Below are 23,181 nucleotides of genomic sequence, written 5' to 3'. Positions count from 1 at the left end.
GTCTCCACCCGCGCGTCGCCGTCGCGCTGGCCGGGCACGGACGTGCGGGCGTCGTCCGCCGCCCACCGGGCCAGCGCGTACCAGCGGGTGGTCGGGGCGCCGGCGTGCCAGCCGCGCAGCTCGATCCGGAGCGCGCCGCCGGGCGGGGTGTCGGCGGTCCAGGATGGGACCAGTTCGCGCACCGGGAAGCCGGCGTCCACGACGGGCGAGGTCCAGCTCGCGGTCTCGCTGCCGTCGAGGTGGCCGGTCGCGGCGGCGACGACGATGCCACCGGCGCCGGGGGAGACGCCGTGGGCGGTGCCCAGGTCGAGGTCGGCCGGCAGACGGAACCCCCGGTAGGCGATGTCCCGCCGGGAGGGCGTACCGGTCATGGCGTCTCCATCCCTTGTCGCTGGGTGCCGGGAAGCATCGCGTACCCGAAGGTTTTTTGCAACGACGGCGAGGGACGCTGGTTTGGTGGCCGGCACTAGGTTGTCGGGAGGTCACGAGGGGAGGAGGCCGGGATGCGGGTACTGGTGGTCGAGGACGAGCGCAACCTCGCCGACGCGATCGCGCGCGGGCTGCGCAAGCGCGGGATGGCCGTGGACGTCGCCTACGACGGCACGACCGGCCACGAGGCGGCCTTCGTCACCCGGTACGACGTGGTGATCCTCGACCGGGACCTGCCCGGCGTGCACGGCGACCGGATCTGCGCCGACCTGGCCGCCTCCGGCACCCTGACCCGGGTGCTGATGCTCACCGCGAGCGGCACCGTCGCGGACAAGGTCGAGGGGCTGCAGCTCGGCGCCGACGACTACCTGCCCAAACCGTTCGCCTTCGACGAGCTGGTCGCCCGGGTGCAGGCCCTCGGCCGGCGGGCCACCCCGGCCGCCCCGCCGGTGCTGGAGGTCGCCGACCTGGTCCTCGACCCGGCCCGGCGGGTGGTCACCCGCGGTGGGGTGCCGGTGGACCTGACCAACAAGGAGTTCGGCGTCCTCTGCGAGCTGCTCAAGGCGCGCGGGGCGGTGGTCTCCAGCGAGGAGCTGCTGGAACGGGTCTGGGACGCGAACACCGACCCGTTCACCACCATCGTCCGGGTCACCGTGATGACGTTGCGCAAGAAGCTCGGCGATCCGCCGCTGATCGAGACGGTGGTCGGCGCCGGCTACCGCACGGCCGAGGTTTCGGCGTGAGCCGGCTGCGCCCCACCCTGCGGCTGCGGCTCACCCTGCTCAACGGGGTGCTGCTGGTCGGCGCCGGGGCGATCCTGGTGCTGCTGGCCTGGCTGCTGGTGCGCGATGCGCTGCGCCCGACCGACGAGCTGCGTCCGGGGACCACGGTGGTGCTCGCCGACGGCCGCTCCCTGGACGCCGCGCAGTGGCAGCACCAGCTCGTCGCCGCCGCCTCCGAGGAGCTACTGATCAAGGGCCTGGTGGCGCTGCTGGCGATCAGCGTGGTCGGGGTGGCCGGGGCGTACGCGGTCGCCGGCCGGGCGCTGCGCCCGCTGCACCAGGTCACCGCGACCGCGCAGCGGCTCGGCGAGGCCACCCTGGACCAGCGGATCGGCTGGTCCGGGGCGGACGACGAGGTGGCCGAGCTGGCCAGGACGTTCGACGCGATGCTGGACCGGATCGCGGCCGCGTTCGAGGCGCAGAAGCGGTTCGTCGCCAACGCCTCGCACGAGCTGCGTACCCCGCTCGCCGTGATGCGGACCGAGATCGACGTGACGCTCAGCGACGACGAGGCGGACCTCGACGAGTACCGGCGGATGGCCAGCGTCGTCCGGGACGCCTCCGAACGAGCCAACGGACTGGTCGACGCCCTGCTGGTGCTGGCCCGCAGCGAGGCGCAGGCCGGCCGCCGGCTCGGTCGCCGCGCCGAGTGCGACCTCGCCGTCGGTACGGCCAACGCGCTGTCCGCGGTGGCCCGGGAGGTGGAACGGATCGGCCTGAAGGTGCACACCTCGCTGCGGCCGGCGCCGGTGGTCGGCGACCCGGGGCTGCTCGACCGGCTGGCCGGCAACCTGGTGGAGAACGCGGTCCGCTACAACCACCTGCACGGGCGGATCTGGGTGCGTACCGGCACGGACGGGCAGCGCTCCTGGCTGGTGGTGGGGAACACCGGCTTCGAGGTCAACCAGGCCGACGTACCGGGGCTGTTCGAGCCGTTCCGCCGTGGCGGCCAGGAGCGGACCGGGGCACGCGGGTCCGGTCTGGGGCTCTCCATCGTCCGGGCGGTCTGTGACGCGCACGGCGGCACGGTCAAGGTGGTCGCCCAGCCGGGCGGCGGCCTGGAGGTGACGGTCACCCTGCCCTCGGCCGAGGCCCCCGGCCCGACCTGACCGGAGACCTTGACGGCGCCAGGGCGGCCCCATACGCTCCCGGAATTGTAAGTCAGTCTTACTTTCTATTTGGGCGGCCGCCATGACTCGCCTCGCCGGTTCCTCCAAGCTGCTCCGGGCCATGAACGAGAGCGCGCTGCTCGAGCTGCTGCTCGAGCGCGGGTCGCTGACCCGCGGTGAGCTACGTGAGCTCACCGGCCTCTCCAAGCCGACCGTGTCCGACGTGCTGCGTCGCCTCACGGCCGCCGGCCTCGCCGTCCAGGTGGGCCAGACCAGCGGCGGCCGCGGTCCCAACGCGGAGATCTACGCGGCGAACCCCGCGGCGGGTCACGCGGCCGCGATCAGCATCCGGGAGACTGCGGACACCCCGCGCGCCATGATCTCGACCGCCCTGTGCGATCTGACCGGCGCCGTTGTGGCACAGGCCGAGGCGTCCGTCGACTTCGGCACCGAGGCTGGACCGGCGGAGGTCGTGGCAACCGCCGTCGAGCGGCTGTGCCGCGAGGCGGACATCGTGCCGGGCCAGGTGCAGCAGGTCGAGATCGGCCTGCCGGGCTCGTACGACCCGGCCAGCCGCACCATCCGGCACATCGACGTGCCTGGATGGGGGCGCCGCGGCCTCATCGACGACCTGGCCAAGCGACTGGACACCACCGTCACGGTCGAGAACGACGTCAATCTCGCCGCCATCGCCGAGCGCAGTCGCGGCATCGCCGGTGACTGTGACAGCTTCGCCCTGGTCTGGTTCGGCGAGGGATTGGGCCTCGCCATCGACCTCGGCGGCGCGCTGATCCGGGGAGCTCGCGGCGGAGCCGGCGAGATCGGCTACATCCCGGTCGGACTGGATCAGGACGCCCGCCGTACCGATCTACAGGACCTGCTCGGCGGGTCAGCCGTGCTGGCGCTGGCTTCCCAGCACGGCCTGACGGACGCGGCGACCGCCGCCTCCGCGTTGGCCAGCGCCGCCGAAGCCGCCGTCACGAGCAACGCAGACGGGGCGAACGGCACCACCGGCGAGGCCGCTGGCGGGCGGGCCGCCTTCCTGGGCGCCCTCGCCGCGCGGATCGCGTGGGCACTTGCCGGTATCGCGGCCATCGTCGACCCGGCCCTCATCGTCCTCGGCGGCGAGCTGGCGCGGGCCGGCGGCCCGTTGCTCGCCGACCGGGTGTCCGCGGCGCTGCGGACCATCAGTCCATTGGACACCACGATCGCGGTCACCGGTGTCTCCGGCGACCCGGTGCTGCTCGGCGCGCTCGACTCGGCGCTCCGGGCGGTGCGCAACACCCTGCTCACCAATCTGAAGAACGAAGTCCGGGCGGCCTGACCCCCTGCCCCCACCACGTCCGGCTGCACCGGACCAGGCCGTCGTCCCCCTGGTACACCCCTCCTCGCAGAGAGGTCCCCCGATGTCACTCACCCTCGGAAGAACCGCCCTGAAAAGGACCATCGTGGTCGCGGCGGTCGCCCTGCTGACCGCCGCCGGCTGTACGCCGAGCCCCAGCGAGAAGCCGGTGGCCTCGCCCGGCGTCGAGCCGTCCGGCACGGTGGAGTTCTGGCACTTCTTCACCGACCGCGAGGCCAAGGCGATCGACACGGTCATCGCCGACTTCAAGGCGAAGTACCCCAAGGTCAACGTGGTGGTCAAGTCCGGCCAGGACGACACGAAGATGCTGCAGGCCATCGGCGCCGGTCAGGGGCCGGACGTCGGCCTCTCCTACTCGACCGACGCCGCCGGCCAGCTCTGCAACAGCAGTGCCTGGATCGACCTCAAGCAGTACGTCGACCGCGACAAGGTCGACGTCAACAAGTTCCCGGAGACGGTGCGCAACTACACCGAGTTCAAGGGCAAGCGGTGCGCGATGCCGTTCCTCGCCGACACGTACGGCCTCTACTACAACAAGACGCTCCTCGCCGAGGCCGGCCTGAGTGGGCCGCCGAAGACGCTCACCGAGCTGTCCGACATGGCCAAGAAGCTCACCAAGCGCAAGGCGGACGGCACCATCGAGCGGGCCGGTTTCCTGCCACTCTCCAGCTTCTACGAGAACGTCCCGTCGCACCTCTACCCGATGGTGGGCGCGAAGTGGCTCAACGACGACGGCACCAGCGCCGTCGGCTCCGACCCGGCCTGGAAGGAGCTGCTGAAGTGGCAGAAGGACCTGGTCGACTGGTACGGCTACGACAAGCTGGAGAAGTTCCGGGCCAGCCTCGGTGACGAGTGGTCGGCGGACAACGCCTTCCACAAGGGTCAGGTCGCGATGATGGTCGACGGCGAGTTCCGCATCGCGTACCTGCGTGACCAGGCCAAGGATGTGCAGTTCGGTACGGCCCCGCTGCCCATGAGTGACAGCCAGTCCAGCCGCTACGGCGCCGGGTACGTCACGGGCAACATCATGGGCGTCTCCCGGACCGCCAAGAATCCGGAGGCGGCGTGGGCGCTGGTCCGTTACCTGTCCACCGACACGGGCGCGATCGTCAAGCTCGCCAACCTGATCAAGAACGTGCCGACCACCACCGAGGCGCTCGCCAATCCGGGGGACCTCGCCACCGACCCGGAGTTCAAGGTCTTCATCGACATGTTCCAGAACCCCAACAGCGTGCACATGCCGTCCACCGCGATCGGACCGGCGCTGGAGGAGACCATGTCGAAGTTCATGCAGAAGTGGCAGTCGGGCTCAGCCACCGATCTGGACGCCGGACTCAAGGGCGTCGACGAAGAGATCAACAAGCAGCTCCAGTTGGCGGGCTAGGGACTGCTCCGATGGCCATCACCACCGTTGGCGCGCCGGGCACCACGCCCGGCGCGCCGCCGGCCCGCCGGTCCGCCCCGCGTTGGTGGCGGGCCCGCGAGCGGCTCACCGTGCTCAGCTTCATGGCGCCCGCGCTGATCGGCCTGGCGCTCTTCCTGGTCTACCCACTGCTGGCCAGCGTCTACTTCTCGTTCACCAAGTTCGATCTGATCAACCCTCCGCAGTGGGTCGGGCTGCGCAACTGGACCTTCCTGCTGCACGACCCGAACGTGCGCACCGCCGCGACCAACACGCTGTGGTTGGTCGTCGTGATGGTGCCGGCCCGCATGCTCGGTGCGCTGGGCACCGGCCTGCTGCTGGCCCGGTCCCGGCGCGGCGCGGGCATCTACCGGACCCTGTTCTATCTGCCCGCGCTCGCTCCACCGGTCGCCGCGACGCTGGCCTTCGTCTTTCTCTTCAAACCCGGCACCGGGCCGGTGAACAGCCTGCTCGCGCACGTCGGCATCGAGGGACCGCTGTGGTTCAACTCGCCGCAGTGGGCGAAGCCTTCGCTGGTGCTACTCGCCCTCTGGGGCATCGGCGACCTGATGATCATCTTCCTGGCCGCGCTGCTCGACGTGCCCAAGCAGCTCTACGAGGCCGCCTCCCTCGACGGCGCGAACGCCTGGCAGCAGTTCCGCGCGGTCACCCTGCCGGCGATCTCGCCCGTGCTGCTCTTCGCCGCGGTGACCGGCGTGATCCAGACCCTGCAGTACTTCACCCAGGCGGCGGTGGCCGCGAGCGTCGCCTCCGGCCAGGCGACGACCGGCGGCGGGATCTCGTCCACTTTCGGCTACCCGGAGAACTCGACGTTCACCTACCCACTCTGGCTCTACGTCGTGGGCTTCCGGTACGGGGCGCTCGGCTACGCCAATGTCCTCGCCGTCGTGCTCTTCGTCGTGGCGATCACCGTCACCGCGATCCTGCTGCGACGGTTCCGCACCTTCCTGGGGAGTGAGCGATGACGGCGCTTACCCATGACAGCGCCTCCGGCGGGCCGCCCCGTCCACGGGGCGGCGGCGTACTCGGGCGAGATGACCTGACCGCGCCGGCGCCTCGGCGGCCGCGGCGGAGGACCCGGACCGAGGTGCTGCTCTTCGTGGCCCGGCACAGCATCGCCATCGCCCTGTCGCTGATGTTCCTGGCTCCGGTGGTCTTCCTGGTCCTGACCTCGTTCATGACGTCCGACCAGTCGCTTACCTCGAACCTGTGGCCGGCCAGTTGGCACCCGGAGAACTACGCGGACGTCTTCACCCGTACGCCGATGGCGAAGTACCTGCTCAACACGGCCGTGTACGCGGTCCTGGCCACCCTGTTCATGCTGCTGTCCAGCGTCCCGGCGGCCTACGCGCTGGCCAAGCTGCGCTGGCGCGGGCGCAACCTCACCTTCGTGGCGATCGTCTGCATGATGATGCTGCCGCCGCAGGTCACCACCGTGCCGCTCTATCTGATGTGGGCGAACTGGGGTCTGACCGGGTCGCTGTGGCCGCTGATCCTGCCGATGCTGCTCGGCGACGCGTTCTCCATCTTCCTGCTCCGTCAGTTCCTGGTGACCATTCCGGACGAGTACCTGGACGCCGCGCGGGTGGACGGCTGCGGCGAGTGGCGCGCGCTGCTGCGCGTCGTGCTGCCGATGGCCCGGCCCGGCATCGCCGCTGCCGCGATGTTCCAGTTCTTCTACGCCTGGAACGACTACTACGGCCCGCTGCTCTACACCAGCGAGAACGAGTCCGCCTGGACGCTGTCGCTGGGGCTGGCGTCGTTCCGGTCACTGCACGCCGTGCAGTGGAACCTGCTGACCGCGGCCACGTTGTTGACCATGGTGCCCATCATGCTCGTCTTCTTCTTCGCACAGAAGGCGTTCGTGCAGGGCGTGACACTCACGGGAGTCAAGGGATGAAGATCGCGGTCGTGGGCGGCGGGTCCACGTACACCCCGGAACTCGTCGACGGGTTCGCCCGGCTGTTCCCGGCGGCGGACCTGTGCCTGGTGGACCCGGCCGCGGACCGCCTGTCGGTGGTCGGCCCGTTCGCCGCTCGGATCTACGACAGCTACGGCGCCTCGGGGCGGGTCACCTGGACCGGTGACCTCGACGCGGGGCTCACCGACGCCTCCGTGGTGATCCTCCAGTTGCGCGTCGGCGGCCAGACCGCCCGGATCAGCGACGAGACGTTCCCACTCGACTGCGGCTGTCTCGGCCAGGAGACCACCGGCGCCGGTGGGCTGGCCAAGGCCCTGCGTACCGTCCCGGTGGTGCTCGACATCGCCGAGCGGGCCGCCCGGCTGGCCGCACCGGACGCCTGGATCGTCGACTTCACCAACCCGGTCGGTATCGTGACCCGGGCCCTGCTCGACGCCGGTCACCGCGCGGTGGGGCTCTGCAACGTCGCCATCGGCTTCCAGCGGCGGTTCGCCGGGATGCTCGGCGTCGAGCCCTCCTCGGTGCTCCTCGACCACGTCGGGCTCAACCATCTGACCTGGGAACGCGCCGCCTACGTCGACGGGGTCGACCGGCTGCCGGAGCTGCTGCGCTCCCGGCTCGACGAGTTGGCGTCCGAGGTGCGGCTGCCGTCGCAGGTGCTCGCGACCCTCGGCAACGTTCCCTCCTACTACCTGCGCTACTTCTACTGCCACGACGAGGTGGTGCGGTCCGAGCAGGGCGCACCCACCCGCGGTGAGCAGGTCGCCCGCATCGAGTCCGAACTGCTGCGCATGTACGCCGACCCGGACCTGAGGACCAAGCCCGAGCTGTTGTCGCAGCGCGGGGGTGCGTACTACTCCGAGGCGGCGGTCGGCCTGGTGGGCTCCCTGCTCTCCGGTGACGGCGGCGTGCACGCGGTGAACGTGCGGAACAACGACACGTTCAGCTTCCTGACGGGGGACGCGGTCATCGAGGTCACCTGCACGGTGGACGGAACGGGCGCGACACCTCGGCCGGTACAGCCCCTCGGGCCGGAGCTGTCCGGACTGATCGCCGCGGTCAGCGCGTACGAGGAGTTGGCCGTCGACGCGGCGGTGCGGGGTGGGCGGTCGAAGGTGTACTCGGCGCTGCTGGCCCACCCGCTCGTGGGCCAGCACGACCTGGCCGACACCCTGACGGACAAGCTGCTGGCCGCCAACTCGCGTCACCTGGCGTGGGCCCGATGACCCTCCAGTACGTCGCGGTCGACGGCGGCAACTCGAAGACCGACGTGGTGATCGGAACCTCGTCCGGTTCGGTGCTGGCGACGGTACGGGGGCCGGGCTCGTCACCGCATTACCTCGGGGTCCCGGGTGCCATCGCCCTGATCGACTCGCTCATCGCCACCGCCCGGAAACGGGCGGACCTGTCGTCCTCGACGGTGCTGGACCGGGCTGAGGTCTACCTCGCCGGCTGCGACCTCGAGAGCGAGGTCGAGGTGCTGGACAAGGCGGTCGGCGAGACCGGTTGGGCCCGCGCGCACCGCGTCGACAACGACACCTTCGCGCTGATGCGGACCGGGACGGACGCCTCCGACGCCGTCGCCGTCGTCTGCGGGGCGGGGATCAACTGCGCCGGGCGTACGGCCGACGGGCGTTCGGCGCGGTTTCTCTCGCTGGGACAGATATCCGGTGACTGGGGCGGTGGGCACCACCTCGGCGCGATGGCCCTGTACTACGCGGCCCGCGGCGAGGACGGGCGGGGCGCCGGCACGTCCCTGTCGGCTGCCGTCGCGGGAATCTTCGGGCGCGCCACCGTCGAGGAGGTCAGCGTCGCGCTGCATCTGGGTGAGATCGCTCCGGAGCGGATCCACGACCTGGCTCCGGTGCTCTTCGCCGAGGCCGCGGCCGGCGACCAGGTAGCCGCGCGGGTCGTCGCCCGCCAGGCCGCTGAGATCGTCAGCCTCGTGCGGGTGGCGGCGGGTCGGCTCGGGTTGCTCGAAACGACCTACGGCGTGGTGCTCGGCGGAAGCGTGCTCGCCGCCCGGCATCCGCTCCTCCACGACGCGGTCACGGCCGGCATCCAGGCGTACTCACCCCGAGCCGACATCACCGTCGTGGCGCAACGGCCGGTCATCGGTGCCGCCCTCCTCGCCCTCGACGCGCTGGACGCCTCCCCGGCGGCCGCGGTCCGCCTCCGCGCCGCGCTGGCGAGTTGACCTGTCCTTCCTGCCTCGCCGTGCAGTCGGCGTACCCAAGGAGCAACCAGGCATGTCCACCCCCTACCTGGACGGTGTCCGGGCGCAGGCGGACAACCTCCGCCGCTCGGCGGATGTGGTCGCTGCCGCCCTGTCCGGAGGGATCGGCTCGCGCATGGTGGAGACGGTGCGACGAGGCTTGACCCTCACCTGCGGGATGGGGGCCAGCACGCACGCGGCGGTCGGCTTCGCGGCCGTCCTCCGGGCCGCCGGCCGCCCGGCGATCGCCGGGAGCGCAGCCGACCTGGCCGCAGGCGTACCCGCGGGCCTGGCCGCCACGGTGCTGGGCGTCAGCCAGTCGGGCCGCAGCCGCGAGACGGTGGAGGCCCTCGCCGCCGCGCCCGGCGAGACCGGCCGGCTCGCGCTCACTAACGATCCGGGCGGGCCGCTCGCGGTGATCGCCGACGCGGTGCTACCGCTCGGTTGCGCGCAGGACACGGCGGTGACCACGCTCAGCTACACCGCCACGCTGCAGGCACTCGGTCTCCTGGCCGACCGGGTGACCGGGCGGAGCTCGGCGGACTGGCGTGACCTGCCCGGCCTGGCCGAGGCCGTGCTCGGGATGGACGTCGCCCCGCTCGTCGAGGTGTTGTCCACCGCCGACAGCGTCGACGTGGTGGCCTCCGGAGTGCGGGCCGCCACGGCAGGCGCCGTCGCGCTGCTGCTGCGGGAGGCGGCCCACCTGCCGAGCGCGCACTTCACCACCCGGGAGTACCTGCACGGTCCAGTGGAGACGGCGGGACCGCGCCGGACCGTGCTGCTGTTCGGAGCGGACCGGGAAGTGCCGCTCGCCGCCGAGCTCGCCGGCTACGGCGCGGACGTCGTGCTCATCACCGACATCCGGGGTGAGCTGTCCGCCCATCCCCGGCTACGGGTCCTCCGGCTGCCGCCGGCCGGTGGCCTCGCCGGCTGCGTTTTGGACATCCTGCCCGTGCAGCTCGCCGCGCACAGCCTGGCCGAGCGCGCCGGCCGAACCATCGAGCTGCGGCACATGCCCGCCGACACGAAGCTGGCGGCGTCCTGAGCGCACCGGCCGGCCGAGCGCCCCGCGAAGCGTCGGCGTCCTTCGCGGTGGACGACGCCGAGGTTCCCGACGTTCGCCGTTCCCTCGGGCAGGCGGTCGCCGCCCTGCGAGTACCGGCGTACCGCTGGTGGTTCGTCAGCCAGATCCTGTCGTACTCCGGCGTGATGACGCAGATGGTCGCCCAGTCCTGGCTGATACTCCAACTGACTGCCCTGCCCGGCGCCCTGCCCGGCGCCCTGCTGGCCGCGGCCGGACCGGCGTGGCCCGGCGGCCGGCGGATCCGCCTCCTCGCCCTCCTGGCCGGCGCCGCGGTCGTGCTCACGGCGGTGTCTCCACACGTCGTGACGGCGTTCATCGGGCTCGCCGCCACCGGCTTCCTCTCGATCTGGCTGATCGCCTCGGCCAACACGCTCGTACAGTTGCGGGCCGATCAGGCGCTGCGCGGTCGGGTCATGGCGGTCTGGTTCATGGCGCTGCCCGGGACCATGCCGTTCACGGGGTTTCTCAGCGGTCTGGTGGCGCAGGCCGCCGGTGCGCGGGCCGGGTTCGCGCTCGCCGGCGCGGCACTCCTGGTCACCGTCTTCCTGACCTGGCGCTCACTCGACCGCTGACGACTCGATCTCGGCTGCAGCCTGCGGAAGCGCCGACCGGTGAGCCGGCGCCCGTCCGCCGATCCACCATCGACGCTCAGCTTTTCGTGTGGCCCGGTCCGCTGTCCCGTCCGATCGATGTCGGGCGGTCGGGCCGGTGCGTCGTGTGGTCGGCCAGAAACCATCTCCTCCGGTGGACGGCGGGTCCTCGGTGCCGCAGGGTGTGAGGTGCGCCAATGCCTCACCACCGCACCCCGGGACCGGACGCGTGCCTGCCGTCCGGTTCCGGTGGTCCGGTCGTCCGTTCCGCGCACAACTGGAGCTGCCAGTGACCCGTCCCTCGGCCCTGACCCGCCGCGTCCTCGCGGCGCTCGCCGCCGTCGCGCTCACCGCCGCCGGCCTCACCTCCGCCGGCGCGGCCAGCGCCGCCCCCAACCACACCACCCTGGTGAAGACGGTCCCGTCCACCGCCTCGCCGGACATCATGGACGGCACGGTCTACGCGATCTACGACGCCGGCACGAAGATCATCGCGGCCGGTTCGTTCACCCGGGTGCAGAACCGCGGTTCCGACGTGGACATCACCCGCAACTACGTCCTCGCCTTCGACAAGGCCACCGGCACCGTGGACACCGCCTTCGCCCCCACCGTCGACAACCAGGTCTACGCGGTGGTCGCCGGGCCCACCGCCGGCACCGTCTTCCTCGCCGGCAAGTTCAACACGGTGAACGGTGTCACCCGGCGAAAGGTTGCCCTGGTCAACGTCGGCACCGGCGCGGTGGTCACCAGCTTCGCCGGCCCCGCCTTCAACGGGCTGGTCAACGACGTGGCCCTGGTCGGCGGTCGACTCCTGGTCGGCGGCATCTTCACCAGCGCCGGCACCAGCCCCCGTGGCGGCCTCGCCTCGCTGAACGCCAGCACCGGTGCGCTGGACAGCTACCTGACCACCAACCTCACCGAGCACCACAACTACGACGGGGTCAGCGGCGCCAACGCCGGGGTCGGCGCCAGCAAGCTGGCCGTCTCCCCGAACGGGCAGCAGCTCGTCGTGATCGGCAACTTCAAGAATGCCGACGGGGTGCTGCACGACCAGATCGTCAAGCTGGACCTGGATGCGACCGCGGCCACCATCGCCGACTGGAACACCAGCCGGTACACCCCGCGCTGCGCGTACTGGGCGTTCGACACGTACATGCGCGACGTGGCGTACGCCCCGGACGGCAGCTACTTCGTGGTGGTGAGCACCGGCGCCGCGAACCCCGGCACGCTCTGCGACGCCGCCGCCCGGTGGGAGGCCGGGGCGACCGGCACCGACCTCCAGCCGACCTGGGTGGACTACTCGGGCGGAGACACCTTCCTGTCGGTGGGGATCAGTGAGCAGGCGGTCTACGTCGGCGGGCACCTCCGCTGGCTGAACAACAGCTTCGGCACCGACGCGGCCGGTACCGGCGCGGTCGGCCGGGCCAGCATCGCCGCCCTCGACCCGCGCAGCGGCCTGCCGATGTCGTGGAACCCGGGCCGGCACCCGCGCGGCGTCGGCGTCTCGGAGATGCTGGTGACGCCGACCGGCCTCTGGCTCGGCTCGGACACCTCCTGGATCGGCAACTACCAGTACCGTCGGGAGCGGATCGCGTTCTTCCCGCTGACCGGCGGGGCGGCCCCGCACCCGACCACCACGGCCGGGCTGCCCGGTGACGTCTACCGGGCGGGCCTCCCGGCGCCCACCAACGTGCTCTACCGGGTGAACGCCGGTGGCCCGCTGGTCGGGGCGGCGGACAACGGGCCGGACTGGGCGGCCGACGACGACGGCAACCCCAGCCCGTACCACAACAGCGGCAGCAGCACCGCCGGGTTCGGGACGGTGGGCAGCGTGGACGCCACCGTGCCGGCCGGCACCCCGACCGCCCTGTACAGCGACGAGCGGTGGGACCCCAGCGGTGACCCGGAGATGCGGTGGCAGTTCCCGGTGCCCGCGGGCACCGAGATCCAGGTGCGGCTCTACCTCGCCAACCGGTACGACGGCACCTCCGCGCCGGGCTCGCGGGTCTTCGACGTGGCGCTGGACGGGGTGACCGTCCTGGACGACCTGGACCTCTCCGGCACCGTCGGGCACGACGTGGGCACCATGCGGGCCTTCACCATCGTCAGCGACGGCTCGGTCGACATCGACTTCGGGCACGTGGTGGAGAACCCGCTCATCGACGGCATCGAGATCGTCAAGACCGGGCCGCCGCCGGCCGGCACCGGCGACGAGGTGCAGGTCCGGTCGTACGACGGCGCAAGCGCAGTCGGTACCGCCAGCACCCTGGCCAATCCGGACGGCACCGCATGGTCGACCGCCCGGGGCGGCTTCTGGGTCGGCGGCACCCTGTTCTACGGCATGAACGGCACGCTCTGGCGGCGCACCTTCGACGGCACCACGTTCGGCACGCCGAAGCAGGTCGACCCGTACCACGACGCGTACTGGGACGCGGTGGAGACGGACTCCGGCCCGGCCGGCCAGACGTACGTCGGGGTGGCCAGCACCTTCTACGGTGAGATCCCGAACGTGACCGGCATGTTCTACACCGCCGGCCGCCTCTACTACACGCTTGCCGGCCAGAGCGGCCTGTACTGGCGCTGGTTCACGCCCGACAGCGGCGTGGTGGGCGCGGAGAAGTTCACCGTCGCCGGGGTCAGCGGCTTCGCCGACGCGGGCGGGATCTTCCTGAACGGAAACACCCTCTACAAGGTCAACCGGAGCACCGGCGACCTCGCCTCGACCGACTGGTCGGGCGGGGTGCCGACCGGGGCGTTCACGGTCCTCAGCGGTCCGGCTGTGGACGGCACCGACTGGCGGGCGCGGGCCGTGTTCGTCGGCCCGTAGACCCGTACCGCCCAGGGCGTCCGGCCCGGTCCCCGTCGGGACCGGGCCGGGCGCTTGTGTCCGCCGCCGGCCGGTGACATGATCATCGGCGTCAGCCCGAGGAGAGAGGGGGTGTGGTCGATGTCCATCGTGAACAGTCCCGCGCCCCGCCCCGGTCACCGCTGACAGCATGCCGCGGGGCGCACTCCCTTCAGGAGGAAGCGCCGTGAGTGCACTGATCCATTGCGTCACCGTCGAGTCCGACGATCCGTACACCCTGGCCGGCTGGTGGGCGGCGGTGCTCGACCGCCGGCTGCACGACGACGACCACCCCGGTGACCCGGAGGCCGTCCTGGTCGCGCCCGACGGCCACGGCCCCGACCTGCTCTTCGTCGAGGTCGGGGAGCGGCACGGCAAGGGCGCGTTCCACATCGACCTGCAGCCGGCCGACCTGACCCGCGACGCCGAGGTCGAGCGACTGCTCGGCCTCGGGGCCGCGCTGGTCGCCGACCGCCGCCGGCCGGACGGCACCGGCTGGGTGGTGCTCGCCGACCCGGAGGGCAACGAGTTCTGTGTGACCCGGAGCGTCGCGGAACGGGCCGCATCGGCGTAGCCGCCGGTAACGAACGGGCCCCCTCCGCGTCGGCGGAGGGAGCCCGTTTCACCAGCCGGGGCGGCTCAGCCCTTCTGCTCGATCTCGCCACGCATGGTGACGAACTCGGACTGCAGGTCCGCAGTGGACTTGAAATAGGTGATGATCATGCCGAGGCTGCCCCGGTCCGCCCAGACGCAGACGCCGACCGGGACGTCGTCGGCCTTACCGTCCCCGCACCTGGCGTCGCCGCCCAGCGGGCCGGGCTCGACCGTCTTGAACTCCTTCACCGCGAGCTCGGTGGACAGGTCCTTGGTGGCGGTGTCCAGCTCGCCCTTCGGGTTGGCCATCACGCCGGACGCAGCGGCGATCATGACCAGATCCTTCTTCGCCGGGTTGCCGTAGAAGCCACCGGCGGTGCTGGTGGCGTCCGGCACGTCCTTCTTCATCTCCGCGAGCATCTCGTCGGCGGCGGACGTCAGCTCCGCATCGGTCACCTTGGCCCGGCCGCCCAGCGTCGCCGGCGCGGCGACCCGGGTCTTGGTGGCGTCCACCACGTCGCCGACCTCGTCCTTGGCGGCGAACCAGAGCACCGCGGCGCCGCCCAGGCAGAGCACCACCACGACGGCAAGGGTGATCAGCAGGATCCGGCCGAGGTTCGACTTCTTCTTCGGCGGCGGGCCGGCCGGGGAGCCCTGCGGCTGGCCGGTCTCCAGATAGCCGTACGGCGAGGCCGGCTGCTCACTGCCGTAGCCGCCGCCGTACTGCGGGGCCTGCTGCTCGGTCGGGTAGCCGCCGTACTGCTGGCCCGGCTGCCCGCCGTACTGCGGGCTGGGCTGCTGCGGCGCCGAGGGGTAGCCCCCGTACTGCGGGCCGGGCTGCTGCGGCGGCGGGTAACCGCCGGGCTGCTGCTGGGGCGGCGGGTAGGAACCGGGATAGGGGTTGGACGGCGGCTGGGACATGCGTCAGCTCCAGGTGAAGATCGGGACGGATGATCGTAGCCAGGCCGACCGACACGTCGCCGCCCGGCCACCGTCGAGGTGACGAAATTGCGGCCGGTCCGTGACCCTGGAGGCGGAAATGACGATCGCGGTGGCCGGTCCGTCCGGGCAGGACGACCGACCACCGCGATCGCGGGGGAGCGGGGTGGATCAGCGGGGCAGGCTGGCGACCCCGCGGGGCAGGAACCGCTGACCGGTGACCCGCTCGGAGGTGCCCGTCCGGTCCAGGTACGGCGTGACGCCACCCAGGTGGAACGGCCAGCCGGCGCCGAGGATCATGCACAGGTCGATGTCCTGCGCCTCGGCGACGACGCCCTCGTCGAGCATCAGCCGGATCTCCTGCGCCAGCGCGTCGAGCGCGTTCTGGCGCACCTGCTCGGCGGTCAGCGGCTGGTCGCCGACCACGAGCAGCTTGGCGACCTCCTCGTTGACCTGGTCGTCGACCACGATCGGCTGGCCGGAGTCGGCGATCCGCTTGAGGTTCTCGCTGACCCCGAACCGGTCCGGGAACGCGGCGTTCAGGGTGCCGCCCACGTGGTACGCCACGGCCGGCCCGACCAGCTGGAGCAGGGCGAGCGGGCGCATCGGCAGGCCCAGCGGGTCCAGCGCGCTGTTCGCCACGTCCAGCGGCGTGCCCTGGTCGACGGCGGCGAAGACGGTGCCGAGGAAGCGGGTGAGTAGCCGGTTGACCACGAACGCCGGAGCGTCCTTGACCAGCACCGAGGACTTCTTCAGCTGCTTGCCGACCGCGAACGCGGTGGCCAGCGTGGCGTCGTCGGTCCGCTCGCCGCGGACGATCTCCAGCAGCGGCATCATCGCCACCGGGTTGAAGAAGTGGAAGCCGACGACCCGCTCCGGGTGCTCCAGGTCGGCGGCCATCTCGGTGACCGACAGGCTGGAGGTGTTGGTGGCCAGCACCGCCTCCGGCTTGACGATCTTCTCCAGCTCGGCCCAGACCTGCTTCTTGACCTTCAGGTCCTCGAAGACGGCCTCGATGACGAAGTCGGCGTCGGCGAAGAGGCTCTTGTCGACCGAGCCGCTGACCAGGCCGTACAGCTTGGCGGCGGTGCCCTTGTCCATCCGGCCCTTGCTGACGGCCTTCTCGATCTGGGTGTGCACGTAGCCGACGCCCTTGTCCACCCGGGCCTGGTCCAGGTCGGTAATGACGACCGGTACCTGGAGGCGGCGGGCGAAGAGCAGGGCGAGCTGGCTGGCCATCAGGCCGGCGCCGACGATGCCCACCTTGGTCACCGGTCGGGCCAGGCCCTTGTCCGGCGCGCCGGCCGGCCGCTTGGCCCGCCGCTGCACCAGGTCGAAGGCGTACAGGCCGCTGCGCAGCTCCTCGGAGAAGACCAGGTCGGCCAGGGCCTCGTCCTCGGCGGCGGTGCCGGTGGCGAAGTCCGCGTCCTTCGCGGTCTCCAGCAGGTCCAGCGCCTTGTACGCGGCCGGGACCGCGCCGTGCAGCCGCTGGTCGAGGGTCTGCCGGGCGAAGTAGAGCACGCCCGCCCACATGTCCTTGTCGACCTCGGGCCGGGTCACGGTGACCTCGCCCCGGACCACGCCGGCGGCCCACTCGAGGGACCGCTCCAGGAAGTCCGCCGGCTCCAGCAGCACGTCGGCGATGCCCATCTCGGCGGCCTGCTTCGGCTTGAGCATCTTGTTCTGCATGAGCGGGTTCTGGATGATCACCTGGGTGGCGGCGGGAATGCCGATCAGGTTCGGCAGCAGCTGGGTGCCGCCCCAGCCGGGGACCAGGCCGAGGGAGACCTCGGGCAGCGCGAGGGCCGCCGCGCCGGCCGAGAGGGTCCGGTAGTGGCAGTGCAGGGCCAGCTCCAGGCCGCCACCCATCGCCGCGCCGTTGACGAAGGCGAAGGTCGGGATCTGGCTGTCCTTGAGCCGGGCGAACACCCGGTGGCCGAGCCGGCCGATCTCCAGCGCCTGCGCGCGGTCGGCCAGCGCCGGCAGGCCGACGATGTCCGCGCCGACGCAGAAGATGTACGGCTTGCCGGTGACCGCGATGAACGCCGGGTTCGCCGCGAGGGCGGCGGTGATCGCTTCGTCCAGGCTGGTCAGACCGGCCGGGCCGAAGGTGTTCGGCTTGGTGTGGTCGAAGCCGTTGTCCAGGGTGATCAGGGCGGCGGGGCGGTCCAGCCCCGGCACGTTCACCTGGCGCAGCAGCGCCTTGGTGACGACCTCGTTCGGTGCGGTGAGCGCGCTCACTTCTCTCCACCCTCCCAGTGCGGGTTCTCCCAGATGACCGTGCCGCCCATGCCGATGCCGATGCACATGGCGGTGAGGCCGTAGCGGACCTCGGGGTGCTCGGCGAACTGCCGGGCGAGCTGGGTCATCAGCCGCACGCCCGAGGAGGCGAGCGGGTGACCGATGGCGATCGCACCGCCCCACGGGTTGACCCGCGGGTCGTCGTCGGCGATACCGAAGTGGTCGAGGAACGCGAGCACCTGGACGGCGAACGCCTCGTTCAGCTCGAACAGGCCGATGTCGTCGATGGTCAGGCCGGCGATGCGCAGCGCCTTCTCGGTCGACGGGATCGGGCCGACGCCCATCACCTCGGGCTCGACGCCGACGAAGCCGAAGGACACCAGCCGCATGGCGATCGGGAGGCCCAGCTCGCGGGCGACGTCCTCGGAGGCGAGCAGGCTGGCCGTGGCGCCGTCGTTCAGGCCGGCCGCGTTGCCCGCGGTGACTTTGCCGTGCGGGCGGAACGGGGTCTTCAGGGTGGCCAGCTTCTCCAGCGAGGTCTCCCGGGGCGCCTCGTCGGTGGTGGCCAGACCCCAGCCGTTCTCCTCGTCGCGGATGGCGACCGGCACCAGGTCGCCCTGGAGCTTGCCGTTGGCGTACGCCTTGGCGGTCTTCTGCTGGGAGGCGAGCGCGAACGCGTCGGTGCGCTCCTTGGTGATGTGCGGGACCCGGTCGTGCAGGTTCTCCGCGGTGGCGCCCATCACCAGGGCGGACGGATCGACCAGCTTCTCCGCGATGATCCGCGGATTGGGGTCGACACCCTCACCCATCGGGTGGCGGCCCATGTGCTCGACGCCGCCGGCGATGGCGATGTCGTACGCGCCCATGGCGATGCCGCTGGCGACGGTGGTGACGGCGGTCATCGCGCCGGCGCACATCCGGTCGATCGCGAAGCCGGGCACCGTCTTGGGCAGGCCGGCCAGCAGGGCGGCGGTGCGGCCGATGGTCAGGCCCTGATCGCCGATCTGCGTCGTGGCGGCGATGGCGACCTCCTCGACCCGCTCCGGCGGCAGCTGCGGGTTACGGCGCAGCAGTTCGCGGATGCAGCGGATCACCAGGTCGTCGGCGCGGGTGTTGGTGTACATCCCACCCGCCTTGCCGAACGGGGTACGGACGCCGTCGACGAAGACGACATCCCGAACTTCACGGGGCACTTGAGCCTCCTAGCCGGCACTGGCGTTTCCTGGGATGCTACTCGTCAGTAACCAAACGTCGACACCACCCCCCGTGTGGCCCACCCCACACCCGTCCCGGCTGTCGTCCTAGCCGTCGATCATGGGGTTGGCGGCGATGTGGATCTCCGAAAGGGCCGCCAACTCCATGATCGACGCGGGCGTTACGGCTTCGGGTCGGCCAGGGCTGCGGTGAGGTCGGAGAGCAGGAGGCCGATCTGCCACTCGCGGGCGTTGAAGCCGCGCAGCGTCTCGGCGACGTTCTCCTCGGTGATCTCCTCGGGCGGGACCCAGGCCAGGCGGCGGATCGAGTCCGGCGCGATCAGGTTCTCCGGAGGCAGGTTGTGCTCGCCGGCGATCCGGACCACCACCTCCCGGCAGCGGGCCAGCCGGGCCGCGGCCACCGGATCCCGCTCCGCCCAGCGGTGCGGCGGTGGCGGACCCTCCACCGTCGGGGCCACCGGCAGCGCGTCCTCCGGCAGTTGGCGGGCGTCGTCCAGGGCGGCCAGCCAGGTACGGGCCAGTCGGCGTACCGAGCGGCCGCCGAAGCCGGGGAGGGTGAGCAGCGTCTTCTCGTCCTTCGGGTCCAGCTCGGCGGCGGCCACGATCGCCGAGTCGGGCAGTACCCGTCCCGGCGCGGCGTCCCGACGGGCGGCGATCTGGTCCCGCGCGTACCAGAGGGAACGGACCCGGGCCTGCGCCCGCGCTCCCCGCACCCGGTGGATGCCGGAGGTACGCCGCCAGGGCTCGGCACGGACCCGGGGCGGGCGGGCACCGGAGCGGACCAGCGCGGCGAACTCCTCCGCCGCCCACGCGGACTTGCCCTGGCGGGTCAGCTCCTCGTCGAGGACGTCCCGGAGGTCCACCAGCATCTCCACATCCAACGCGGCGTAGGTCAGCCAGGACTCCGGCAGCGGCCGGCTGGACCAGTCCGCCGCCGAGTGGTGCTTCTCGAGGGTGTAGCCGAGGAGCTGCTCGGTCAGCGCGGCCAGGCCGACCCGCTCGAAGCCGGCCAGCCGGGCGGCGAGTTCGGTGTCGAAGAGCCGACGCGGGCGCAGCCCCAGCTCGGCCAGGCAGGCCAGGTCCTGGCTGGCGGCGTGCAGCACCCACTCGGCCTCGCCGATCACCGCGTCCAGCGCGGACAGGTCGGGCAGCGGAAGCGGGTCGATCAGCGCGGTGCCGGAGCCGGCCCGGCGCAGCTGCACCAGGTAGGCGCGTTGGCTGTAGCGGTAGCCCGAGGCGCGTTCGGCGTCCAGCGCGACCGCGCCGGTGCCAGCCGCGAAGCGGGCCACGACCTCGTCGAGTTCGGCCGGTGTGGCCACCGGCGCAGGGGTGCCCTCACGTGGGGCGATCAGCGGTACGGGCCCGCCGGCGGTGGGTTCGGTCCCCGCGTCCGCCGGCTCCGGCGCGGCCGGTGACGGGTGCGATGGTGCCTCTCCCGTACGGCTTTCGGCGGCCCGACGGCGCAGGGGTGGTTCGTCGGTCACCTGACAACCCTAGTGCGCGACCGGAACCGGTGTGCGCAGCCGGTCCGGGGTGTGTCGACCCGATGGCCGCGAGGTGTCGTGACGGCATCGGGTGGCGTCGACATGGCAGGGTCGGACAGCGGGGGAGACAAACCCCGTTCGCGCAGGTACGGTCCATCCGGCCGCGGACCGCGGAACGCGAGGCGGAGGCGGCGGCGCAGTGGGGCGTCTACGGGGAGGACGTGGCGAGCATGACGGCTGGGTACGGGCCGGGCGAGGGCACACCGGCACAGGCCGGCGGCGAGTCCGCCGAGGGCGGTCCCGCGGAGCGTCCCGACACGGGTCGACCGGGACCCCTGCCGCCGCGGTCCGCGCACCGGCCCGCCGTCCGGGGAGGGACGCTCGGCGGTCGAGTCGGGTGCGGGCGCCAGCGTCGGGTCGGAGCGCAGGATGCGCCGGTGCAGCTCCTGAAGAGCCTCGCCCGGCTCGATGCCGTACTCCTCGCGGAGCAGGCCGCCGAAGTCCCGGTACGCGGCGAGCGCCTCGGCCTGCCGGCCGCTGCGGTACAGCGCCAGCATGAGCTGGTGCCGCAGCCGCTCCCGGACCGGGAACTCGGCCACCAGCTCGACCAGCCCGCCGACCAGTTCGCGGTGCCGCCCGGCCGCCAGCTCCAGCTCCACCCGGGTTTCCAGCGCGACGGCCCGCAGCTCCACCAGCCGGTGCCGGGCCGTCTCGAAGTACGGCCCGGCGAACCCGGTGAACGGCTCGCCCTGCCAGAGCTCCAGGGCGGCGGTCAGCTCGGCCCGCGCGTCCTCGGTACGACCCTCCGCGTGCCGCTGCCGGGCCCGGTGGATGCCGCGCTCGAAGCGGACCGCGTCCACCGCCTCGGGCGCGATCCGGAGCAGGTACCCGGCGTCGGTGAGGCTCAGCACCTGCCCGGGCGTACGCGGGGACCGGTCCGGCTCCAGCACCCGACGCAGCCCGGCGACGTACTTCTGCACGACGTTGGGGCCGTTCGCGGGCGGCTCGTCCGGCCAGACCGCCTCCACGATCTGCCCGGTGGGCACCGGGCGACCGGCGGCGAGGAGCAGGACGGCGAGTACGGCGCGCTGCTTGCCGGGGCCGAGGTCGAGCTGCCGGTCCGCGTACCAGGCCCGCTGAGGCCCGAGGATCTCGAAACGCAGCTGTGTGGGCGGGCTCATGCCTGCCGGCCCGCCCGGCGGCACCTGCGTTCCTGACATGCGAGTTTCCGCTCCTGACACCCCCACCGTCATGGGACGGCAGCCGGACGGCAGCATATCGGCAGCCGATCGGCCGTGGTGGACCACAGGATGGCGTCGGCAGGAGCCACGCAGCGAGAAAGAGAACAGCGATGACACAGGCAACGGGCAGCGCCGGCACCATCCGACGGGCGGTCGGCGCGGTCGCCGCCGCGCTGGCGGCAACCACCCTGCTCGGGGGTTGCGGGCCGAAGACCGAACCAGCCGCCGCGCCGCCGGCCAGCCCCACCGCCACCCCCAAGGAGGCTCTCCTCGACGCCGTCCCGGACGGTACGGAGGGCGCCTTCCGGTTCACCGGCAAGGACGCGTCCAGCACCCTCACCGGGCGGATCGACGCGGATGCGAAGGCGTTCGAGATGAACACCGTGATGGCCCCGGACTCCGACGGCATCACGATGAAGATGTCCTTCCTGGTCATCGAGGACAAGATCTGGATGAAGGCGAAGTTCAGCGGCCACCCGGGCCTGCCGAAGTTCCCGAACAAGTGGATGGCGCTCGACAAGTCGAAGCTGACCGACGCCGACGGCGTGCCGTCCTTCGACGGCGCCGACCAGGGGAACGCCGGCCCGCTGATCGAGGCCGCGACCTCCGTCGAGGAGCAGGGCCCCGGGAAGTACGTCGGGTTCATCGACGTGACCAGCGGTGAGGCGGCGAAGGCGCTGGAGGACGGTGAGGCGGCGGCGCTCGGCGAGGCCGGCAAGCACGTGCCGTTCACCGCGCTGGTCGGGCCGGACGAGCACCTCGCCTCGCTGGTGCTGGAGATCCCGGCGGCCGGTAAGCACAAGGCGTACCAGTACGTCGTCACGTACGCCGACTACGGCAGCACGCCGAAGATCACCGAACCGACCGGCACCGCGGCGACGAAGGCGCCGGCGGCGGCGTACGAGATGTTGAACAGCTGAGAGCCCTGACGAAGGGGCGGCGGCCACACGGGGGGTCGCCGCCCCTTCGTCGTATCCCGGGGGTCAGCGGCCGAGGACCGAGCCGCCGTTGACGCCGAGCACCTGGCCGGTGACGTAGCCGGCGTCGGGGCTGACCAGGTAGCGGACGGCCGCCGCGATGTCGTCGGGGTGACCGGCCCGGCCGACCAGGGTGGCTGCCACCCGGGTCGCGTGCCCGTCGGGGGTCATCCGGTCGCCGAAGAACTCGGTCTCGGCCACGTAGCCGGGGCTGACCACGTTGACCGTGATCTGCTCCTGGCCGAGCTGGCCGGCCAGGTCGTACGCCCAGCCGTGCAGCGCCGCCTTCGCCGCCGAGTAGGGACCACCCCCGCCGCGCTGGGCGGCGATGGAGCTGATCAGGACCACCCGGCCGCCGGGACGGCGCAGGGCGGGGCGCAGCGCCTCGGTGAGCAGCACCGCGGTGAGCACGTTGGCGTCCAGATTGGCACGCCACCACGCCGCGGTCCCGGCCAGCGTGGCGGTGTCCCCGGCGAGGTAGCCGCCGGCGTTGTTGACCACCGCGTCGACGGCCCGCTCACCGACCGCCTCGACGACCCCGGCGAGCTGCGCCGGATCGGTCAGGTCGGCGGTCACCGCGCTGACCGCCTCGGGCCGCCCGCACTCCGCCCCGATCCGCCCGGCGGCGGCGAGCAGCACATCCGCCCGCCGCCCCACGATCAGCACGTCGTACCCGTCGGAGACGAGCCCGCCCGCAACGGCCGCCCCAATCCCCGTCCCACCCCCGCTG

At 72.1% G+C, this 23,181-nt stretch carries 19 protein-coding genes and 1 pseudogene; 13 read left to right on the top strand and 7 right to left on the bottom strand.

The window, feature by feature from the left end; all coding sequences use genetic code 11:
* Nucleotides 1-371 (bottom strand): annotated as a pseudogene (locus tag DKL51_RS25360) (peptidase C39 family protein); the annotation flags it as partial.
* A gap of 132 nt (nucleotides 372-503) precedes the next feature.
* Between DKL51_RS25360 and DKL51_RS25355 the strand changes: the two are divergent.
* The 12 genes from DKL51_RS25355 to DKL51_RS25300 all read left to right on the top strand — a co-directional run bounded on the left by DKL51_RS25355 (nucleotide 504) and on the right by DKL51_RS25300 (nucleotide 14,335).
* A complete protein-coding gene (locus DKL51_RS25355; RefSeq protein WP_109945858.1) occupies nucleotides 504-1,172 on the top strand; it encodes a response regulator transcription factor in 669 nt (222 codons plus the stop codon).
* Between the two features lie 5 nt (nucleotides 1,173-1,177).
* Nucleotides 1,178-2,320 (top strand): sensor histidine kinase, encoded by a 1,143-nt coding sequence (locus tag DKL51_RS25350; protein ID WP_124812587.1) that lies wholly within the window; start codon nucleotides 1,178-1,180, stop codon nucleotides 2,318-2,320.
* A gap of 82 nt (nucleotides 2,321-2,402) precedes the next feature.
* Nucleotides 2,403-3,644 (top strand): ROK family transcriptional regulator, encoded by a 1,242-nt coding sequence (locus tag DKL51_RS25345; RefSeq protein WP_124812586.1) that lies wholly within the window; start codon nucleotides 2,403-2,405, stop codon nucleotides 3,642-3,644.
* 82 nt (nucleotides 3,645-3,726) lie between these two features.
* Complete coding sequence (locus tag DKL51_RS25340; RefSeq protein WP_124812585.1) at nucleotides 3,727-5,067, top strand: ABC transporter substrate-binding protein; 1,341 nt, start codon at nucleotides 3,727-3,729, stop codon at nucleotides 5,065-5,067.
* Between the two features lie 11 nt (nucleotides 5,068-5,078).
* Entirely contained in the window at nucleotides 5,079-6,071 is a 993-nt protein-coding gene (locus DKL51_RS25335; protein ID WP_109945855.1) for a carbohydrate ABC transporter permease, read from the top strand.
* On the top strand, nucleotides 6,068-7,006 hold the full coding sequence (locus tag DKL51_RS25330; protein WP_124812584.1) for a carbohydrate ABC transporter permease: 939 nt from the start codon (nucleotides 6,068-6,070) through the stop codon (nucleotides 7,004-7,006). The genes DKL51_RS25335 and DKL51_RS25330 overlap by 4 nt, the downstream gene beginning before the upstream one ends.
* Nucleotides 7,003-8,253 (top strand): 6-phospho-beta-glucosidase, encoded by a 1,251-nt coding sequence (locus DKL51_RS25325; RefSeq protein WP_124812583.1) that lies wholly within the window; start codon nucleotides 7,003-7,005, stop codon nucleotides 8,251-8,253. Before DKL51_RS25330 ends, DKL51_RS25325 begins: the two co-directional genes overlap by 4 nt.
* A complete protein-coding gene (locus tag DKL51_RS25320) occupies nucleotides 8,250-9,224 on the top strand; it encodes an N-acetylglucosamine kinase (protein WP_185734918.1) in 975 nt (324 codons plus the stop codon). The genes DKL51_RS25325 and DKL51_RS25320 overlap by 4 nt, the downstream gene beginning before the upstream one ends.
* A 52-nt stretch (nucleotides 9,225-9,276) precedes the next feature.
* Complete coding sequence (locus DKL51_RS25315; RefSeq protein WP_124812581.1) at nucleotides 9,277-10,287, top strand: SIS domain-containing protein; 1,011 nt, start codon at nucleotides 9,277-9,279, stop codon at nucleotides 10,285-10,287.
* Nucleotides 10,288-10,334: 47 nt separating this feature from the next.
* Nucleotides 10,335-10,898, top strand: coding sequence for an MFS transporter (locus tag DKL51_RS25310; RefSeq protein ID WP_109945849.1), 564 nt, complete (start codon nucleotides 10,335-10,337; stop codon nucleotides 10,896-10,898).
* 307 nt (nucleotides 10,899-11,205) lie between these two features.
* The gene (locus DKL51_RS25305) at nucleotides 11,206-13,743 is read left to right on the top strand and encodes a malectin domain-containing carbohydrate-binding protein (protein WP_124812580.1); all 2,538 of its coding nucleotides are present in this window, start codon (nucleotides 11,206-11,208) and stop codon (nucleotides 13,741-13,743) included.
* 205 nt (nucleotides 13,744-13,948) lie between these two features.
* Nucleotides 13,949-14,335, top strand: coding sequence for a VOC family protein (locus DKL51_RS25300; RefSeq protein WP_124812579.1), 387 nt, complete (start codon nucleotides 13,949-13,951; stop codon nucleotides 14,333-14,335).
* A 65-nt stretch (nucleotides 14,336-14,400) separates the two neighbouring features.
* Here the strand turns inward: DKL51_RS25300 and DKL51_RS25295 are convergent, their stop codons facing one another.
* The 5 genes from DKL51_RS25295 to DKL51_RS36665 all read right to left on the bottom strand — a co-directional run bounded on the left by DKL51_RS25295 (nucleotide 14,401) and on the right by DKL51_RS36665 (nucleotide 21,453).
* Nucleotides 14,401-15,276, bottom strand: a complete 876-nt coding sequence (locus DKL51_RS25295; RefSeq protein WP_109945846.1) for a flagellar basal body-associated FliL family protein — start codon at nucleotides 15,274-15,276, stop codon at nucleotides 14,401-14,403.
* Nucleotides 15,277-15,465: 189 nt separating this feature from the next.
* Nucleotides 15,466-17,535 (bottom strand): 3-hydroxyacyl-CoA dehydrogenase NAD-binding domain-containing protein, encoded by a 2,070-nt coding sequence (locus tag DKL51_RS25290; RefSeq protein WP_124812578.1) that lies wholly within the window; start codon nucleotides 17,533-17,535, stop codon nucleotides 15,466-15,468.
* Complete coding sequence (locus DKL51_RS25285) at nucleotides 17,532-18,728, bottom strand: thiolase family protein (RefSeq protein ID WP_109945844.1); 1,197 nt, start codon at nucleotides 18,726-18,728, stop codon at nucleotides 17,532-17,534. The genes DKL51_RS25290 and DKL51_RS25285 overlap by 4 nt, the downstream gene beginning before the upstream one ends.
* A gap of 182 nt (nucleotides 18,729-18,910) precedes the next feature.
* Nucleotides 18,911-20,233 carry a ribonuclease D gene (locus DKL51_RS25280; protein ID WP_109945843.1) on the bottom strand — a complete coding sequence of 441 codons (1,323 nt, stop codon included), beginning with the start codon at nucleotides 20,231-20,233 and terminating at the stop codon, nucleotides 18,911-18,913.
* Nucleotides 20,230-21,453, bottom strand: coding sequence for an AfsR/SARP family transcriptional regulator (locus DKL51_RS36665; protein WP_260428666.1), 1,224 nt, complete (start codon nucleotides 21,451-21,453; stop codon nucleotides 20,230-20,232). Before DKL51_RS36665 ends, DKL51_RS25280 begins: the two co-directional genes overlap by 4 nt.
* Nucleotides 21,454-21,584: 131 nt before the next feature.
* Here DKL51_RS36665 and DKL51_RS25270 point away from each other — a divergent pair, with 131 nt between their 5' ends.
* Nucleotides 21,585-22,394 carry a hypothetical protein gene (locus DKL51_RS25270; protein ID WP_109948236.1) on the top strand — a complete coding sequence of 270 codons (810 nt, stop codon included), beginning with the start codon at nucleotides 21,585-21,587 and terminating at the stop codon, nucleotides 22,392-22,394.
* Nucleotides 22,395-22,457: 63 nt separating this feature from the next.
* On the opposite strand, the gene DKL51_RS25265 is transcribed toward DKL51_RS25270, so the two are convergent.
* A partial coding sequence (locus tag DKL51_RS25265) for an SDR family NAD(P)-dependent oxidoreductase (protein WP_124812577.1) occupies nucleotides 22,458-23,181 on the bottom strand: 724 nt, incomplete at its 5' end.

Origin of the sequence: Micromonospora globispora (genome assembly GCF_003857015.1) — a bacterium.
Lineage (GTDB): Bacteria > Actinomycetota > Actinomycetes > Mycobacteriales > Micromonosporaceae > Micromonospora > Micromonospora globispora.
The sequence above is the reverse complement of the archived record's forward strand: the minus strand, read 5'-3'. Positions and strand labels throughout refer to the sequence as shown.

Coding starts and splice junctions, on each gene's coding strand:
- DKL51_RS25325 (WP_124812583.1), top strand. CDS start 7,003: ATGAAGATCGCGGTCGTGGGCGGCGGGTCCACGTACACCCCGGAACTC.
- DKL51_RS25340 (WP_124812585.1), top strand. CDS start 3,727: ATGTCACTCACCCTCGGAAGAACCGCCCTGAAAAGGACCATCGTGGTC.
- DKL51_RS25335 (WP_109945855.1), top strand. CDS start 5,079: ATGGCCATCACCACCGTTGGCGCGCCGGGCACCACGCCCGGCGCGCCG.
- DKL51_RS25270 (WP_109948236.1), top strand. CDS start 21,585: ATGACACAGGCAACGGGCAGCGCCGGCACCATCCGACGGGCGGTCGGC.
- DKL51_RS36665 (WP_260428666.1), bottom strand. CDS start 21,453: ATGTCAGGAACGCAGGTGCCGCCGGGCGGGCCGGCAGGCATGAGCCCG.
- DKL51_RS25295 (WP_109945846.1), bottom strand. CDS start 15,276: ATGTCCCAGCCGCCGTCCAACCCCTATCCCGGTTCCTACCCGCCGCCC.
- DKL51_RS25355 (WP_109945858.1), top strand. CDS start 504: ATGCGGGTACTGGTGGTCGAGGACGAGCGCAACCTCGCCGACGCGATC.
- DKL51_RS25320 (WP_185734918.1), top strand. CDS start 8,250: ATGACCCTCCAGTACGTCGCGGTCGACGGCGGCAACTCGAAGACCGAC.
- DKL51_RS25330 (WP_124812584.1), top strand. CDS start 6,068: ATGACGGCGCTTACCCATGACAGCGCCTCCGGCGGGCCGCCCCGTCCA.
- DKL51_RS25345 (WP_124812586.1), top strand. CDS start 2,403: ATGACTCGCCTCGCCGGTTCCTCCAAGCTGCTCCGGGCCATGAACGAG.
- DKL51_RS25315 (WP_124812581.1), top strand. CDS start 9,277: ATGTCCACCCCCTACCTGGACGGTGTCCGGGCGCAGGCGGACAACCTC.